Genomic DNA, 16,500 nt, shown 5'->3' with positions numbered 1-16,500 from the left:
AACGGTATCCTCGTCGTCCCCTGGACAACCAAGTTTTACTGTTTCCACGAAAATTTATCATAACTTGATAGTTTATTTGTTGTGGGTTGACCAGGAGGTCAACCCTCCTTTATTTCAGTGCCGGGTTCAAAACCCGTTGTTAGTACCTGTCATCCCTGACGGGATTATTGATCTATAGCATTTTCGGGTAAAATTATAAAAGTAACCAAACCATTTTGCCTTTAGGGGTTACTATTCCCTTGATCCGCTTGCCGAAATTTGGTTTTTTTGCCTTGCAGCAAGAAGAAAATACCAATTAAGGCAGGCAAAACATCATGAATGAAAAACAAAGTGAGAGTAGTGAACACAGCTTGTTCGGCAGAAAAACCTGTTCCTGCCAAGAAATGGATAGCAAATCCCTCTCGCAATCCCAAACCGGAAATAGTAATCGGAATAGTATTAGAAAATTGTGTAAGCGCCATTCTGATAAGTGTTTGCCAAAAACTGAGGGGCAAAAGGCAGTTCAGAATCAGCCAATATTGTACATAACAAAGAATAGTGCTAAGAACTTGCACCGTAATTATTTTAGGCATCTGAGCAGCATATAACGGTTTTAGGGAAGCCAAATAGCGGGAAAATCCGAAACCCCATTTTACCAGAAACGGCAAAAGCAAAAAGAAAAGCAGCAGGATTATCCAAATCCACAAAGGAAATTTGGTATAGTAAAACATTCCCGCCAGAATAGTGAAAGTCCAGGTTACCCAAGTCATAACGCTTTTTTCGGCAATAGAGCTCCAGAAAGAAGAAACTACACTATTATTGGGCACATAGAAAATTTTGGCAAAGCTGGCAGGACCACCCGGAACGGCAAAACGCAAGGTCTGACCAATTAAATAGGAACAAACTACCGCCTTTTTTTTAGCCGTGAATTTAGCATTTATCCGCAAAGAATAATACCAGTTATGAAATTGCAAAGTATGCCGAATAAAGCTTATGGCAATCAGCAGCAAAATTAGATAAGCGGGCAGAGAAGTGATGTCCTTTAAGGCACCAACTAAATCCACCTTTTTAAATATCTGCCACAGAATAAAAACGCTTAAGGCAAGCTTGAGAAAATATAAAATCACTTTCCCCTTTCTGCTTTTGCGGAAATTTTGGATGCCTGCCAAATTCATCATTTAGTTCCCAAAGCGCCTAATTGTTTCTTGCAAGGTGCCATCAATAATGGTTTTGTCCGGTAACTTCAGATAACCACCCTGCATCATTTCCAAACAGAGGGAGCGAGTTTCTTTTATTTCCCTTTGCACGATATTAAAAACCTCATTCCAGCTAAGTTCTTTCCGGGCAACATTATCTGTTATTGCTTGCGTAGCCACATCAGCAGATACATAGGCAAAAACATCTTCCTCATCCATTTGGGGAATGATATATTCCGGATTTATCCCTTTCTTTTCAGCAAAGTTTGCCAAAGAATGGGCTGCTTTAATTGCCATATTGTCTGTAATTTTGCTTGCTTGAACGGTTAAAGCGCCTTTCAAAATCCCAGGAAAACCGAGGGAATTATTTATCTGATTGGGAAAATCACCTCTACCCGTTGCGGCAATAAAAGCACCTGCCTGTTTAGCATCGTAGGGATAAATTTCGGGCACCGGATTGGCACAGGTAAAGACAATGGCTTTTTTGGCCATCTTACTTATCCACTGTGGCTTTATCGTATCCGGACCGGGGGTGGAAAGGGCGATTAAAACATCGGCATCCGTCAGCACATTTTCTATGCCATCTTGGCAGTCAGGATTGCTGATTTGGGCTATTTTCCACTGTTTGAATTTAGCTGGATTGTCTCTTAAATCGTATCTTTGGGGGTGCAACGAGCCCTTGCTGTCAAACATAATCAGCTTTTCTGGGTTTAATCCGCTCTGCATAAGGAAACTGGATATTGTTGTATTAGACGCTCCAGCCCCGAAAAGCACGCATTTAATCTGCTTAATATCCTTATCCGCCAATTTTAAAGCATTCAGTAAACCAGCCAGAGTAACGCAAGCAGTTCCCTGTGCATCATCATGCCAAACGGGAATTGAACAGGACTGCCTTAGTTCATCCAAAACCAAATAACAATTCGGCTGCGAAATATCTTCCAAATTCACCGCCCCAACGGAGGGCTGCAGCATTTTTACAAAATCAATGATTTTTTGGGCTTGCGGTTTTCCCTCTTCATTTCTGCTCTCTATACACAGGGAAATAGCATCGCAGGCACCCAAATATTTCATCAGCATTGCCTTTCCTTCCATCACTCCCAAGCCACCATAAATTCCGCAATCACCATCGCCCAAAACGCGAGTAGAATCACTAACCACAGCCACAAGGTTACCCCGATTGCTAAGTTCATAAGATTTTAAAGGGTTATCACGAATGGTAGTAGAAACGGAAGATACGCCAGGAGTGTACCAAACATTAAACCAATTAAAACCCCAGATTCCCGCTTTAGGCAGGGTTTGCATTTTTCCTTGATAGAAAGAGTGCATTTTCAGCGAGAGTTGTTTTAAGAAAAATGTCTGCGCCGCGGACTGATTTTCCGGCGCAAAAAGCTCTGAAAAGACCTCTGCCAAGTTGGAAAGGTCCACTTTTAACATCTTCATTTTTTATCCTTTATCGCTTCGTTGCCCAGAAACGGGAATATACATCTCCGCTCTTTACATCCTTACAATGAGCTCCTCTGCCACCCATCATCCACACCTCCACCTCTCAACATTAAGGATGAGTTGAGGAGGAGAGAAGGAGGAGAGGTGTTACGGAAGCAAGTAGGGAGGTCGCAGCAACTTATTCATTTTTATGCAGATAGGCAGTTAGGGGAAAAAACATTTCCGATACGCTATGTCTAAGTGATTGATAACTTATGAACATACAAATATTAAGCGGATAATGCTTTTTTACCTACGCTGGCTATATAGATGACAAATTCTTCCATTCCGTCCAAACCCAGGGCTTCGTTCATTGCTTCATCCAAAAAAGCGCCGATCATACAGGCGCCTGCATTTATGGCTTCAGCGGCAAGATGGATATTTTGACCTATGTGTCCCGCATCCAGATAGAGATAACGATAGCCGCGTTGACCATATCTCCAAACGGTTCTATAGGGAACAGCCGTTAAAATGAAGTTGACCGCTGCCGTGGAAATCATTTCTTGAAACATACATCCCTCGTGAATTTTAGCGGCTATCTGTTCGGAATTGTCATACAAAATTAGGCAATGTTTGATGGGATGATAATAGTATAAACCAGGTTTGATGCCTTCCACCCGGCGAATGTCCAGAAAGGTCTCTATGGGGTGTCGCGAACCGGCAGAAGGAACATTGCGAAAAGTTAGCTCTATTTTTTCGGAAGAGCGAAAATCACGCGCCCAGGAAGAAGCCCAAAGCAGAAAAGATAGCTCTTCTTGGCTAAGGGGAACATCGCTGTAATTACGCAAACTTCTGCGCTGTTCAATTGCTTTTGCCAGAGGCAGTTCCGGCATTTTCAAAGTTCCCACTGCAGGCAAAGAAACAATTTCTCCCACTCTTGCTTTGAAGGCGTCGGGACGATGAACGCCCAATGTTTGATCACTTTCGCGTTCATATACATAACGAGTTAAGCGGACAAAATCCTGCCCGATATTATTGGCAACGGGTTTTAAGGTCTCAATTTCTTTCAGCATATCCTGCAAATTATTTTCATAAAAATTATAGTCCTCTTCGCTGATTTCGGCATTTTTCAAAATTTCAGCGTGGGAATAGCCGCGCGTTTTGTAATACAAATAACCAAAGGTCTTCATATCCATCGTTGTTTTCTCCTTTATTTACAAAAGGTCTTCCCTGCCTGTCTGTTGTAAAAATTCCACGATTTTTTTCACTTCTTCTGACTTCTCTTTGCGGCAGAGCAAAATGGCATCCGCCGTTTCGATCAGACAGAGGTCGTTAACTCCAATTAAGGCAGTAAATTTAGTAGTGTCTATATAGTTATCGGAGGCGGAAATTGCCTTGCCGGAAGTGGCAAAATAGTTGCCATCATCGTCACCATCCATTAAATCAGAAAGAGCTTTCCAGCTGCCAACATCGCTCCAATCGTAAGAAACAGGAATAATTCCTCGGTTTTGAGCTTTTTCCATAATGCCGATATCAATGGGCAGACGCGGCATTTGTGCATACAAAGAGGCAATGTCTGTTTGCAATCCATTCTCTTGCCAAATTTTAGATATCTGAGCCGTTAGGTTATGCACCTCAGGAAGCAGATTGGCAAAAGCGGCAGAAATGCTTTTTAGTGACCAACAAAACATCCCGCTGTTCCAATAGTAATTCCCTTGAGCCAAAAAGAGTTCCGCCGTTTGCTGATCGGGCTTCTCCTTGAAATTGAGCACTTTTCTTAATCCTGGCACAATTTCTTCTCCCGCTTCAATATAACCATAACCCGTGGCTGGATAAATGGGTAGAATGCCAAAAGTAATTAACAATCCACTTTTTGCCTGCTCTTCCGCTAAAATTAACGAACTGAGAAATTGCCCGGTAGAGTGGATAATATGGTCGGACGGTAAAATAAACAGCACTTCTTCCGGATCATAAAATTTTTTTAGATATTCCACGCTTAAAGCTATGCAGGGAGCTGTATTCATTCCAAAAGGTTCGATGATGATATTTTCGGCGGGCAATTCCGGTAGCTGTTCTTTTATTAGTTCTACTTGATTTTGAGCGGTTACGATATATATTTCGGTAAGTGAAAAACTGGGTAATAAACGCTGAACCGTCATTTGCAAAAGGGAAAGATTTCCCTCCAGCTTTAAAAACTGTTTGGGTAAATTTTTTCTGCTGCGGGGCCAAAAACGGGTTCCTGATCCTCCTGCCATAATGAGAGCAATCATTGTTCCACCACCTGCACATCTTTAGGATAAGTAAATTGCCAAACAGAAGCGGGAATTTTGGCATTGGTTGAAATATTGGCAAAATTATAGGTGACGCGGTCGTTATTTTTATTTGTCCAACTGAGAGAATTAACGATGCCCGTTTTGCTATCCACATTTGCCGATATGGATGTTATAATGGGGTCATTGTATGGTTTTAAAGACACACTTACCAAATCACCTTTCCCCTGTTGAACTTTTACTAAGGACTTTTTCCAATACAACTGAAGAATTTCCACGGGATTCATTTTGCCAAATTCGGGAAGCATTTTGCTGCGAAAAACGGTTTTACTTTCTGCGTCATAAAGTTCAACAATGCCCCCGGAAACCATTAAACGCTGAAAAGTTGGCTTAGTGAATCGGATAACCATTCTTCCCCGGGTAAAAAAGATGCTCCCTTGATAGGTGACACTTTTGTCCAATTGAGAAAAATAGTTTACCTGTTTTAAGTTCGCCTGAAAACTACTGAAACTTCCGAAGGTCTTGGCAATTTTTTGATACAATGCTTCACTGTTGATGCTAAAAAGAGAAGTGCAAAGCAAAAACAAGAGAAGCGGAATAATTTTAGAGGTCTTCATCTATCACTCCAATGCGAATTAAATCCTCTCGCGTGGCTAAAACATCACGGGATTTGCTGCCTAAATGAGGTCCGATAATTCTGGCTCGTTCCAAAAGATCAATTATGCGTCCCGCTCTGGCATAACCAATTTTGAAATGCCTTTGCAACATTGAAACTGAAGCAGTGCCCGTGGAAACGACTACTTTTGCCGCTTCAGGAAATAATTCGTCGTCATAATCAAAAAAGTTAGGACTTTCTTTATCCTCCACCACAAGCGAAAAATCCTGCTTGGGTTTGGGCTGAGTGGATAAAAAGCTGCTGACTCTGGCAATTTCCGCATCGGAAACATAAGCGCCATGAATTCTTTCAGGCAAGGCCTTGCCGGGAGGTAAAAACAACATATCCCCATTGCCTAAAAGTCGTTCTGCACCTATCATATCCAAAATCACGCGGGAATCCACTCGCGAAGAAACCTGGAAAGCAATCCGAGCTGGAAAGTTCGCTTTGATGATACCTGTGATAACTTTGATGGAAGGCCTCTGAGTTGCCAAAATTAAATGTATTCCAACTGCTCTTGCCATTTGAGCCAAACGCGTAATTGGCAATTCAATATCCTTGCCACTGGTCATAATCAAGTCGGCAAATTCATCTACGATAATAATGATGTAGGGTAAAGGTTCCAGGTCTTTATCTTCTGCACATTTGTCATTGTAGCCAATAATATCACGCACTTTGGCATCTTGTAAAATTTCATAACGACGCTCCATTTCACGAACTGCCCAAATAAAAGTTTCCAAAGCAGTATCGGCATCGGTAACTACCTGCCCGATTAAATGAGGAAGTTCATTATAACCAGCCAATTCCACTCGCTTGGGATCAATTAAAATTAGGCGTAATTCGTCTGGTTTAGTTCGCATAATCAAGCTCATAATAATGGTATTTATACAAACGCTTTTCCCGCTACCCGTGGCTCCGGCAATAAGTAAATGAGGCATTTTTGCCAGATCTGCCACAATTGGTTTGCCGGCAATATCTTTTCCCAATCCGAAAGCCAATTTGGAAGTGGTCTGATTCATCTGTTCCGAAAGTAACAGGTCTTTTAGATAGATCATATCTCTTGCCAGATTGGGAATTTCAATTCCGATTAAACCTCTTCCTGGAATTGGGGCTTGCACGCGAATGGATTTTGCCTTGATGGCAAGTGCCAAATCATCTGCCAGAGAAGTAAAACGGCTAACTTTGATGCCTTTTGCGGGTTCCAGTTCATATTGAGTGATGATGGGACCGATATTCACATTTTTCACTTCCGCTTCAATGCCAAATTCAGCCAGCTTACTTTTTAATATCTGACTGGTAGTGATGATCTGATTTTCTATTTCTTTGCGTTCACGGTCTGAAAGCTTGATCGGGCTTTCCAGAAAATCATCTATGGAAGGAAGCTGATATTCCTTGTCCGATTCATCCTCAAAAAAAACCGCTTTGGGTTTATTGTTCTTTTGAGGTTTGGAGACCTCCTGCGGAACGGGCTCCGGAGTATTATTCAATTGATTGTGATTTTGGATTATAGGAATTGAATCTTCCGCCACTTTTTGATTTTGATTTAGATTATTGGTAGTAATAGTGGGTTTGGGAGCTTTTACTTTATGCTCTTTGGGGGTGTGAAGATTATCGACAATAATGAGGATCCACTGTTTTAAACGCTCATATTCAATCAGCATAATCAAGGTTAAGATCATAGTTCCAATTACAATAATTTTGGCTCCCACGCCGGAAAATATCGCTGCCAAAATCCGGTAAACAAACAAAGGAATTACACTGTGAATATATTCCTGCTGGCTGGAAACAAGCAATGCCTGCAATAAAAACATAACAATCAGCAGCAAATAACCCTTCTGCCTGTTTTGAGAAGATTGCGGAGCCAAAAAATAATGCAGAGAAACAAGCGCTATGATGATAAACCCGATTAAAGATAACCAAAAACCAAATAAGTAAATGAAAACATAGCCAAAAATGATGCCAAAAATACCAATCGGATTATCAGTTGCGGAATTGCCCTCCTGAAACCAGGAGAAAATGTTGCCACCCGCTTTGAGAGTTTCCAAGTCCTCACTGATGGATTTATAACCCATATTGAGCGCTATGATCACTAAGATGGAAAGCAAACAAATAATCCCGCTAATGGTTCTCTTTTTAGCCGGACTTAATGTCGTGTGCTTTTTGCTGTTGTTTACTTTGGCTTTTGGCTTATTTCCCAAGCGTTTAACTCCTTTTTTTTCATACACTGAAACGGATGGAAAGAATATCCCCGTCTTTAACAATATAATCCTTTCCCTCCAGTCGGAAAAGTCCTTTTTCTTTTAGTGCCTTCTCGCTGCCAAAATTGATCAGGTCTTCATATTGAAAACACTCTGCCCGAATAAAGCCCCGCGCTAAATCAGTGTGAATTTTTCCCGCCGCAGTAACGGCATTGGAACCTTTTTCAATTGTCCAAGCACGCACTTCGTCAGGACCAACCGTGAAGAAACTGATATAACCCATAAGTTGATAAGTCCAATGAGTCAATCGATCACAAATTGATTCATCTATCCCCATATCCGTCATAAACATTTGTGCTTCTTCATTATCCAGTTTACTTAATTCTTCTTCAAACTTGCCAGCAATGGGATGAGCGGGAAAACCCTTTTCTCTAAAGTTAGTTAATGTTTCGTCCCAAGCAGTTAAATTATCTTCGTTGCAATTAATTAAAATCAGCATTGGCTTGGCGGACATAAATTGAAAACCGCGCACCGCTTTTTCCTCTTCGGAATTAAGTTTTAGCTTGGTTAAAGGTTGGCTATTTTGCAGGCAATCCACTATTTTATGGAGTGCCTTTTCTTCAATTTGAATTGCCGCGGTCTTAACACCTCTTTTATAACCCAGCTCAATTTTTTCCAAACGCTTTTCTGCCATAATCAAATCGGAAAGCAACATTTCATCCTGAAAATGTTGAAACTGCGCTTCCGGAGTGCCCAGCGGAAAAAGACCTTCCAATTCTTCATCAATGAAACCACGCAAAACAAGGATAAACGCTTCGGCATTTTTGAGCTCGGAAAGCATCGCTGTTTCAGATGTTTCATTCTCTTTAAAAAAAATCCCGGGACAATCGTGATACTCAATCGTGGCGTAAATTGTTTTTTTGGGTTCATAAAGCTCCGAAAGCTTGTCAATGCGTTCATCTGCAACTTGCACCACGCCAATATTGATTTCGGAAGAAGAAGCATATTTATCAGTATTATGTTCACTTTGGGTTAAAGCATTAAAAATGGTGGTTTTGCCAGTTTTAGGCAGACCTATTAAAGCCGCTTTCATCTATTATCTTTCCTTTTTAAGTATAAAAGTGATTTTACTTCCGCAGGTTCTAAAAGACGCCATCTTCCCACAGGCAGGTCTTTCAGTTTTAAGGGACCAAATTGTAAGCGTTTTAAATATTTTACCTCGGCACCCACTGCTTCAATCATCTGACGGATCTGTCTTTTTTTGCCTTCGGTAATCACTATTTTTAAGCTCATTCCATCCGCACTGCGCGATTTTACATATACGCCTGCGGATTTTGTTTTGCCGCTTTCTATTTCAACCCCTTTCCTTAATATATTTAGCTCTGTATCGGTAAGGGACCTATTAATATCAGCCCGGTAAACCTTTTCCACTTTATTTTCAGGATAGGTGAGCAGATTTATCAAAGCCGTATCGTTAGTGAACAGCAATAAACCCTCACTATCTTTGTCCAGGCGTCCTGCATAAGATAGTTCTTTCGCTTTTCTTGGTAAAAGCGAATAGACGGTTTTTCTGCCCAATTCGTCACTTTGCGTAACAATATAACCCCTTGGCTTATTTAGCATCAAGTATATTTTATCTGATACGGGCTTAATTTGTTTACCGTTTAAGGTAACGATGTCCGTAGCGGGATTTATCTGCCTGCCCAGGTCTTGAACTATAACACCATTAATGCCAATTTTACCGGCAATGATAAGTTCTTCCACTTTCCGCCGACTGCCTTGTCCGCACTCAGCTAAAAAGCGATTTAGGCGAATTGTCTTACCATCCTTCAATACTGTTTTGGAGGATGGTTTTGTAGAGTTTGGAGATGAGCTCTTCAACTGCTTCCTCTTTAGTTTTAAATTTGGCAGTGCCACCTTCAGCAACAGCATAAAGTTCCGTTACCGTTAAGGCATTATTTTCATAAAGCACTGCATTATTGATTAAATCGTTAAAAGTAACCGACACAACCATTTTTACCTGATAATCTTGAACTTGATTGGTGGCATCGTAACTATAAACACTTTCGGAAAAACTTAAGATAGCGCCTTCCAAGGTGCAATCAGGATCTTCGGTTACTAATTTTAGCCGTCCGTCATCACGAATTTCTCGGCTTAAGTAATTTAGTAATTTATCACCTAAGCCGTATTCACTGGTTTTATTCTCAAAAGCGAGAATTCTAATCTTGCGCAAATGCGGATAGGCATTTGAATAAACCGAATAAAAACAGCTGCTTAAGATAAACAAAAGCATAACGGGACAAATAATTTTCTTGACCATTATTCCATCTCCAAAAAATGCTTATATAATTGTCAAGCTAAACCTTGCCAAACCAGATATAAAACTAAGATAAAACCCAAAAAAGGGAGGTATTTATGCCTAAGAAATTTATATCTAAAACTGAAGCTGCCAAGAAGTTAAAGGTCTCGGAACGCGTCATTCAAGAAATGATCGCAACGAATGTCTTCGAAAGCAAGCTCGTAGGAAAAAATGTGAAAATCGACGAGGATTCCTTAAATGAGTGGCTGGAAAATTTGAACGAAACAGATGAAAAAATGCTCGCCCTGAAGAGGGTAATTTGCCACTTTGAAGAATATATGCGTCCGGAAAACATTTTTTTGGATTTTTCAGCCGAAAACAAATACGATGCAATCCGTATTTTAAGCGAAAATGCCAAAGACCTAAAATTAGTTCGTGATGCACGCTGGCTCTATGAAGTTGTAGTTGCTCGCGAAGAATTGGTTTCCACCGCAATCGGAAATGGAGTTGCTCTTTTGCATCCACGCCATTTGCATCCTTCCAAAATTAAAACACCCAGCATTTTATTCGGCCGTTCTTCGGAACCCATTGATTTTGACGCTCCGGATAATCAGCCCGTGAATATTTTCTTTATGCTCTTGTTGCATAATGATAAACAGCATCTTTTTTCGCTGTCCTACATTTCCCGCTTAGTGATGAATCAGGATATTTTGAAACAATTGACGGAAGCCAAAGATGCCGCAGAAATTCATCGGTTGCTTACTATCATCCCTGAACAGTTAAATAAATGAAACCCCAAGTTCGCATAATTTTGGGCAGCAAAAGCGATCTGAATAAAATTGCTCCTGCCCAAGAAATTTTGGAGCAATTTGAAGTTGCTTATGACCTGCATATTTCTTCCGCTCATAGAAATCCGGAAAAAACCATCGGCCTTGCCCAAAATGCCAAAGCCGAAGGAATTGAAGTTATTATTGCCGGAGCAGGTTTGGCTGCTCATTTACCGGGAATTATTGCCGCCAATACTACTTTGCCCGTTCTCGGAATTCCTTTTGCCTCAGGTGCATTAAATGGATTGGATTCCTTATTTTCCATCGTCCAAATGCCTCCGGGAGTTCCAGTTGCTTGTTTGGCAATTGACGGAGCCAAAAATGCCGCTCTGTTTGCCATCCAAATTTTAGCCCTGAAAGATAAAGAGCTGGAAACTAAATACGCTTCCTACAAAGAAGATTTAAAAACTTAACAGGACTGGCTATTAAACTTTTAGACAAAAAAAGGAGATTTGATGTTCAAAATCGTTTTACTGCGTCACGGCGAAAGTATCTGGAATAAAGAGAATTTGTTCACTGGTTGGACCGATGTTGACCTTTCTGAAAAAGGCATCGTAGAAGCACATAATGCTGGAAAACGACTAAAAGAAGAAGGTTTTGTTTTTGACGAGGCCTGGACTTCCGTCCTCAAAAGAGCCATCCGAACTTTGTGGATAGTTATGGATGAAATGGATCAAATGTATATTCCCATTCATAATGACTGGCGACTTAATGAAAGACATTATGGCGCCTTACAAGGTTTAAACAAAGCCGAAACTGCCGCCAAATATGGAGAAGAACAAGTTTTGCTTTGGCGCCGAAGTTATGATACACCTCCGCCTCCTTTGGACAAAAATGATCCTCGTTATCCAGGTTTTGATCCCAGATATGCAGATTTACGAACAGATCAAATTCCGCTTTGTGAATCACTGAAAGATACCGTGAAAAGAACAATGCCTTTTTGGAATGAGATTATTATGCCGCGTTTGGCTGCTGGCAAAAAAATGATTGTTGCTGCGCATGGCAATAGTTTACGGGCTATTGTAAAGAACTTGAATAATATTAGCGATGCGGAAATTGTGGGTGTAAATATTCCAACGGGAATTCCCCTTGTTTATGAATTTGATGACAATCTACAGCCCATAAACAATTATTATCTGGCAGATCAAGCAGAATTGGAAAAAGCGCAACAGGCGGTTGCCAATCAAGGAAAAGCCAAAGTGTAATTAGCCACCGAAATCACCGAAGTCACCGAAAAAATAACTTTGAACTCCCGCACTTTGAACTTTGAACTCCGGCACTTTGAACTTTGAACCCCTGCACTTTGAACTCCGGCACTCTGAACTTTGCACTCCGGCACTTTGAACTCCGGCACTCTAATCTTCCAAACATCTTGCCAGGGCAAAAAAGAAATCCGACAGCCGATTTACATAGCTAAGCAGTTCAGGCGCAACTTTTTCTTTTTGAGCAAGGGTTATAATTCTTCTTTCGGCTCTTCTGGCAACGGTTCTACAGATATCCAGTTTTGCTGAAACGGGATTATCGCCTGGTATCACAAAGCCGTTTATGTGCAGATTTTTTTCCAGAGCATATACTTTTTCCGTAAGCTTATCCACATCGTTTTGCGAGATCGGTTCAGGGAAATTTCCATTTTTGTTAGCCAGTTGTCCCATACACCGAAATAGGGTCTTTTGTATTGCGCGAAGGGACTCTTGATGTATGGGACTGGCAAGATAATTTCTGCATTCCCCTATCCAGGCGTTCAGTTCATCCAAAGTTCCGTAGGCCTCTACTCTTGGATCATCTTTGCAAACCCTTTCGCCTGAGTATAAAGATGTTTTACCGCTATCTCCACCTTTGGTTACAATGCTCATTTAGTTATCTCATCGCAATTACGGAGATTTCAATTTTGCCTTCTTTGGGGAGGCGTGAGACCTGAACAACTTCTCTGGCTGGATAAGGAGCGCTAAAATAGCGAGTATAAATTTCATTCAGCAGCGTAAAATCATCCAGATCTTTAATAAAAACAGTAACTTTAGCGATATTGGACAAACCCATTCCCGCTGCATCCAATATAGCTTTGATGTTGTTAAATACCAAATTTGCTTGTTCTTCAAAACTATCAGGCAGAGTGGAAGTTCCGGGATCAATTCCCAATTGGCCGCTTACAAACAGAATATTATTGATAAGTATAGCTTGTGAATACGGTCCAATGGCAGCTGGGGCTCGATGCGTCATAACTGATTGCATTTTATACTCCTTGCGTTTTTTTACTACTATCCTAAGGCAAGAATATCTGTCAAGTCCGATAACTAAAAAAATGGATGTTTTAGTCCCTCAGAGGGCAGAAAAAAAACTATGCACTAATCTTAAAACCTTTGTATCCTTTTTGCTAAGCGTTTCCGTCGGCTACGGCAGTCCAAATGGTAAAAAAATCCTATTGACAGATCAGTTAGTTCGTTTATATTTACTAATAAAGAGCTTTTTTAGGAGAATAAATGGTTCAGGAACCCCAAAGCTTTCACGAATTTATGCCGAACAAGGTCTGGAAATGGAAAATTCTGGAAGAGAAAATTGACAATGTCTTATCCTTGCACGATTTTCAAGAAATACGGCTCTCAGTTTTGCAAAGTACGCAGGTTTTGCAGGATGGCATCACAGCTTTAATTCAAGGAGAGGAAGCTCATTCAGCAATGAAAGGTGTTTTATCGCTTTCGCTTCCGGAGGACAAATTAAGTTTGCTGAGTTTGCGTCCGGAAGGCACCATCAGTGTTTTGCATCATACCGCTCAAATTACCAATCCGGGAGATATTCACCGTTTCTACTATTCTGGGCCTATGTTTCGCAAAATCAACAATCAGCATCAGATGGAATTTTACCAGCTGGGAGTGGAACTTTTGGGCAGTGAAAGCATTCTTTCCGAAAATGAAGTCATCGCTTTGGGAATGAAGCTTTGTCAGACCCTGGGTTTAAACGAAGTTCGTTTAGACCTCAATTCTTATGGATGTGCCAATTGCCGTCCCCCCTTTTTTGCCGATTTACATAAATATTTGGAAGAGCATAAAAGCGAATATTGCCAGTCCTGTTACTATGAACTTTCTGCCAGCCCTTTCAGTGAAGTGCATTGTAACGACCCAAACTGCAAAAAGACCTTAGTGGATGGACCCCAAATCCACAACTACCTGTGCAAGTCCTGCAAGGCGGATTTTAACAAAGTAAAAAACATTCAAGCAAACTTGGGCAATCATTACAAAGTTAATCCGCATCTGAATAAAAATTTCGCTTATTACAATAAAACCGTTTTTGATTTCATCGCTCATCACAAAGGCAAAGAAGTTATTATTGGCGGAGGAGGACGCTACGACTATCTTTCTTCTTTAATCACCGGCAAAAATATTCCCGCCGTTGGTTTTTACCTTAATCTGGATGTAATATTTGACATAATGGACAGCCGGGGTTTATTTGAAGTGAAAGATCCCGAATTTACCGTTTATATCTGTGCCCAAAATCCCAATCTGGAAATGATGACTTTGCAAATAGCCCAAGAACTACATTCCCAACAGATTAAAACCATTATCTCGCCCGAATGCAAACCCATGGAAACGGAAATTGAAAACGCCAAAAATATGGACAGCCCTATTATGCTGATTCTGCGTGACGATAATATTCGCGAAGGTAAAATCCTTCTGCGCAACCTGATGAAAGAAGAACAGAACTATATCCCTTTAAAGGACACTTTGCCTTCCATTTTGCTTGCCAGAAAGTCATTGCAAAGTTGATAAGGATTTTACCTCTAAACAGAAATCCCCTATTTTTATCGGAGTTATCTGTGGAGGACTGCCTCCTTGCTTTAGCCAAAGCAAAGTGCACTTACTCCTAATATAAATATAAAAATCCTGGATACACTACTCAATCAGTAGCTTTCTTTTGCTGGTGTAAAATCTTATCCAACCCGTTATCTGCCTTCTATTTTGTTCATCTCTCTCCCTGGCAATCGCCCTATTTCTTGCCTACAAGCTATGGTGCAGATACAGTGGTGCTGATAGGAAAAATACCGCAAAACACCACCCTATCTGCATCATAGCTATTCAGGCAGGGATTAGGTTATGATATGGCAATTGAATCAATTAGAGAATATATATGGCAGGTGGGTTGTTGCATAAGGATTTGGTAAAAGTGGAAAAGCATAATTTTATCTTTAATTTTTGCAGCCGTGCCTATTTGGAAATTGACAGCTCGCTATTTGCTAACTACGCAATTTGGGGAAAAAATAAGGGCTGGCATAAAACTTTGATAAGTTAATCAGCCAGCCCTTTACAATTAGGGTTTTATATTGCGATTTACTGCGTGATGATCAAGCCCTGTTGGGGACTAAAGTCCAGCATAATTTTTTTGCCGGTGGTAAATTGCCCGGTCAATATCTGTTTTGCCAAAGTATCTTCAATTTCCTTTTGAATAAGGCGTTTGAGCGGTCTGGCACCAAAAGCTGGATCATAACCCGCTTCTGCCAGATGCTCAATTAAATTCTCTGAAAAATCAAGCTGGAGATTGCGATTGGCAACTCGCTCAGCCAATAGGTTCAATTGCAGTTTGACAATTTTCTTGATATGCTCTTTATCCAGGCGATGGAAGAGAATTATATCATCCACCCGATTCAGAAATTCGGGACGGAAATATTGCTGCAATATCATCATCAAGCGTGGTTTCAATTGTTCCAGTTCACTGGTGGACGCTTCGTAAATTTCTTGCGAACCAATATTACTGGTCATAATGATCACGCAATGTTTGAAATCCACCGTTCTGCCTTTGCCGTCTGTCAGCCGTCCATCATCCAAAATTTGGAGCAACACATTGAAAACATCCGGATGTGCCTTTTCAATTTCGTCCAAAAGCAACACAGAATAAGGTCTGCGGCGGATTGCTTCCGTTAAATATCCCCCTTCTTCATAGCCAACATAGCCGGGAGGAGCTCCTATGAGTCGCGCTACACTGTGTTTTTCCATAAATTCACTCATATCTAAGCGAATTAATGCTTTTTCCGTGTCAAAAAGATAACTTGCCAATGCTTTTGCCAATTCCGTTTTACCAACACCCGTGGGACCCAAAAAAAGGAAGGAACCAATCGGTTTGTTTTCATCGCTTAATCCGCTGCGACTACGACGAATGGCATTGGCGAGGGCTTTAATTCCTTCTTCCTGGCCTACAACTCGTTGGGCAAGAACATTTTCCAGCTCCAGCAGTTTTTGCATTTCGCTTTCCGCCAATTTGGAAACAGGGATGCCTGTCCATTTGGAAACAACTTCCGCAACCAATTCTTCATCCACAATTTCTTTCAGTAAGCGGTCTTTTTTACTAAGCGTTTCGTCCTGCAAAAGTTTTTGCAGATCTTTTTCTTTGGCGGCGATAGTTCCGTAACGAAGCTGGGCGGTTTTTTCATAATTTCCTTCGCGTTCAGCTTTTTCTGCTTCACCTTTGAGGGTATCAATTTCGGTTTTCAGAGCGCGAATTTGGTCTAATATCTGTTTTTCTCTTTCCCAACGCAGGCGTAAAGCTCTGTCTTCTTCGTTGAGTTGAGCAATTTCTTCTTTTATTTTTTCCAGCCGTTCTTGTGATAAGGGGTCATTTTCTTTTGCCAAAGAGAGGCGTTCAATTTCCAGTTGACGAAGCCGTCTTTC

The 16,500-nt window shown here is 40.9% G+C and carries 17 protein-coding genes; 5 read left to right on the top strand and 12 right to left on the bottom strand.

Going from position 1 to position 16,500, the window contains the following annotated elements:
• Positions 1-221: 221 nt before the first annotated feature.
• The 9 genes from ABFC98_07520 to ABFC98_07480 form a co-directional block, all read right to left on the bottom strand.
• Entirely contained in the window at positions 222-1,157 is a 936-nt protein-coding gene (locus tag ABFC98_07520) for a lysylphosphatidylglycerol synthase transmembrane domain-containing protein (GenBank protein ID MEN6445875.1), read from the bottom strand.
• Positions 1,158-2,615: an NADP-dependent malic enzyme gene (locus tag ABFC98_07515; protein MEN6445874.1), complete on the bottom strand. Its 1,458-nt coding sequence runs from the start codon at positions 2,613-2,615 to the stop codon at positions 1,158-1,160.
• Between the two features lie 272 nt (positions 2,616-2,887).
• Positions 2,888-3,793 carry a SagB/ThcOx family dehydrogenase gene (locus tag ABFC98_07510; protein MEN6445873.1) on the bottom strand — a complete coding sequence of 302 codons (906 nt, stop codon included), beginning with the start codon at positions 3,791-3,793 and terminating at the stop codon, positions 2,888-2,890.
• 18 nt (positions 3,794-3,811) lie between these two features.
• The gene (locus ABFC98_07505) at positions 3,812-4,867 is read right to left on the bottom strand and encodes a mannose-1-phosphate guanylyltransferase (protein MEN6445872.1); all 1,056 of its coding nucleotides are present in this window, start codon (positions 4,865-4,867) and stop codon (positions 3,812-3,814) included.
• A complete protein-coding gene (locus ABFC98_07500; GenBank protein ID MEN6445871.1) occupies positions 4,864-5,484 on the bottom strand; it encodes an outer membrane lipoprotein carrier protein LolA in 621 nt (206 codons plus the stop codon). Before ABFC98_07500 ends, ABFC98_07505 begins: the two co-directional genes overlap by 4 nt.
• The gene (locus ABFC98_07495; GenBank protein MEN6445870.1) at positions 5,471-7,747 is read right to left on the bottom strand and encodes a DNA translocase FtsK; all 2,277 of its coding nucleotides are present in this window, start codon (positions 7,745-7,747) and stop codon (positions 5,471-5,473) included. Before ABFC98_07495 ends, ABFC98_07500 begins: the two co-directional genes overlap by 14 nt.
• Positions 7,740-8,813: a DUF933 domain-containing protein gene (locus ABFC98_07490; GenBank protein ID MEN6445869.1), complete on the bottom strand. Its 1,074-nt coding sequence runs from the start codon at positions 8,811-8,813 to the stop codon at positions 7,740-7,742. The genes ABFC98_07495 and ABFC98_07490 overlap by 8 nt, the downstream gene beginning before the upstream one ends.
• Positions 8,810-9,553, bottom strand: coding sequence for a pseudouridine synthase (locus ABFC98_07485; GenBank protein ID MEN6445868.1), 744 nt, complete (start codon positions 9,551-9,553; stop codon positions 8,810-8,812). The genes ABFC98_07490 and ABFC98_07485 overlap by 4 nt, the downstream gene beginning before the upstream one ends.
• Positions 9,540-10,040, bottom strand: a complete 501-nt coding sequence (locus ABFC98_07480) for an LptE family protein (protein MEN6445867.1) — start codon at positions 10,038-10,040, stop codon at positions 9,540-9,542. The genes ABFC98_07485 and ABFC98_07480 overlap by 14 nt, the downstream gene beginning before the upstream one ends.
• A gap of 95 nt (positions 10,041-10,135) precedes the next feature.
• Between ABFC98_07480 and ABFC98_07475 the strand changes: the two genes are divergently transcribed.
• Genes ABFC98_07475 through gpmA form a run of 3 tightly spaced genes read left to right on the top strand, consistent with a single transcriptional unit; the run spans position 10,136 to position 12,051 of the window.
• Complete coding sequence (locus ABFC98_07475; protein MEN6445866.1) at positions 10,136-10,810, top strand: PTS sugar transporter subunit IIA; 675 nt, start codon at positions 10,136-10,138, stop codon at positions 10,808-10,810.
• Positions 10,807-11,259, top strand: coding sequence for a 5-(carboxyamino)imidazole ribonucleotide mutase (purE, locus tag ABFC98_07470; GenBank protein MEN6445865.1), 453 nt, complete (start codon positions 10,807-10,809; stop codon positions 11,257-11,259). Before ABFC98_07475 ends, purE begins: the two co-directional genes overlap by 4 nt.
• 42 nt (positions 11,260-11,301) lie before the next feature.
• A complete protein-coding gene (gpmA, locus tag ABFC98_07465; GenBank protein MEN6445864.1) occupies positions 11,302-12,051 on the top strand; it encodes a 2,3-diphosphoglycerate-dependent phosphoglycerate mutase in 750 nt (249 codons plus the stop codon).
• A 150-nt stretch (positions 12,052-12,201) separates the two neighbouring features.
• On the opposite strand, the gene ABFC98_07460 is transcribed toward gpmA, so the two are convergent.
• Together ABFC98_07460 and ABFC98_07455 are read right to left on the bottom strand one after the other, a co-directional pair.
• Positions 12,202-12,699: a cob(I)yrinic acid a,c-diamide adenosyltransferase gene (locus ABFC98_07460; protein ID MEN6445863.1), complete on the bottom strand. Its 498-nt coding sequence runs from the start codon at positions 12,697-12,699 to the stop codon at positions 12,202-12,204.
• A gap of 4 nt (positions 12,700-12,703) precedes the next feature.
• Positions 12,704-13,075, bottom strand: a complete 372-nt coding sequence (locus ABFC98_07455; GenBank protein MEN6445862.1) for a RidA family protein — start codon at positions 13,073-13,075, stop codon at positions 12,704-12,706.
• 248 nt (positions 13,076-13,323) lie between these two features.
• Between ABFC98_07455 and ABFC98_07450 the strand changes: the two genes are divergently transcribed.
• Positions 13,324-14,604 (top strand): ATP phosphoribosyltransferase regulatory subunit, encoded by a 1,281-nt coding sequence (locus tag ABFC98_07450; protein ID MEN6445861.1) that lies wholly within the window; start codon positions 13,324-13,326, stop codon positions 14,602-14,604.
• Between the two features lie 361 nt (positions 14,605-14,965).
• Positions 14,966-15,127 carry a hypothetical protein gene (locus ABFC98_07445; protein MEN6445860.1) on the top strand — a complete coding sequence of 54 codons (162 nt, stop codon included), beginning with the start codon at positions 14,966-14,968 and terminating at the stop codon, positions 15,125-15,127.
• 38 nt (positions 15,128-15,165) lie between these two features.
• Here the strand turns inward: ABFC98_07445 and ABFC98_07440 are convergent.
• Positions 15,166-16,500: AAA family ATPase (locus ABFC98_07440; GenBank protein MEN6445859.1), on the bottom strand; the 1,335-nt coding region annotated here is incomplete at its 5' end.

Origin of the sequence: Candidatus Cloacimonas sp. (assembly GCA_039680785.1) — a bacterium.
Lineage (GTDB): Bacteria > Cloacimonadota > Cloacimonadia > Cloacimonadales > Cloacimonadaceae > Cloacimonas.
This window is presented reverse-complemented; position numbering and strand designations above follow the sequence as displayed.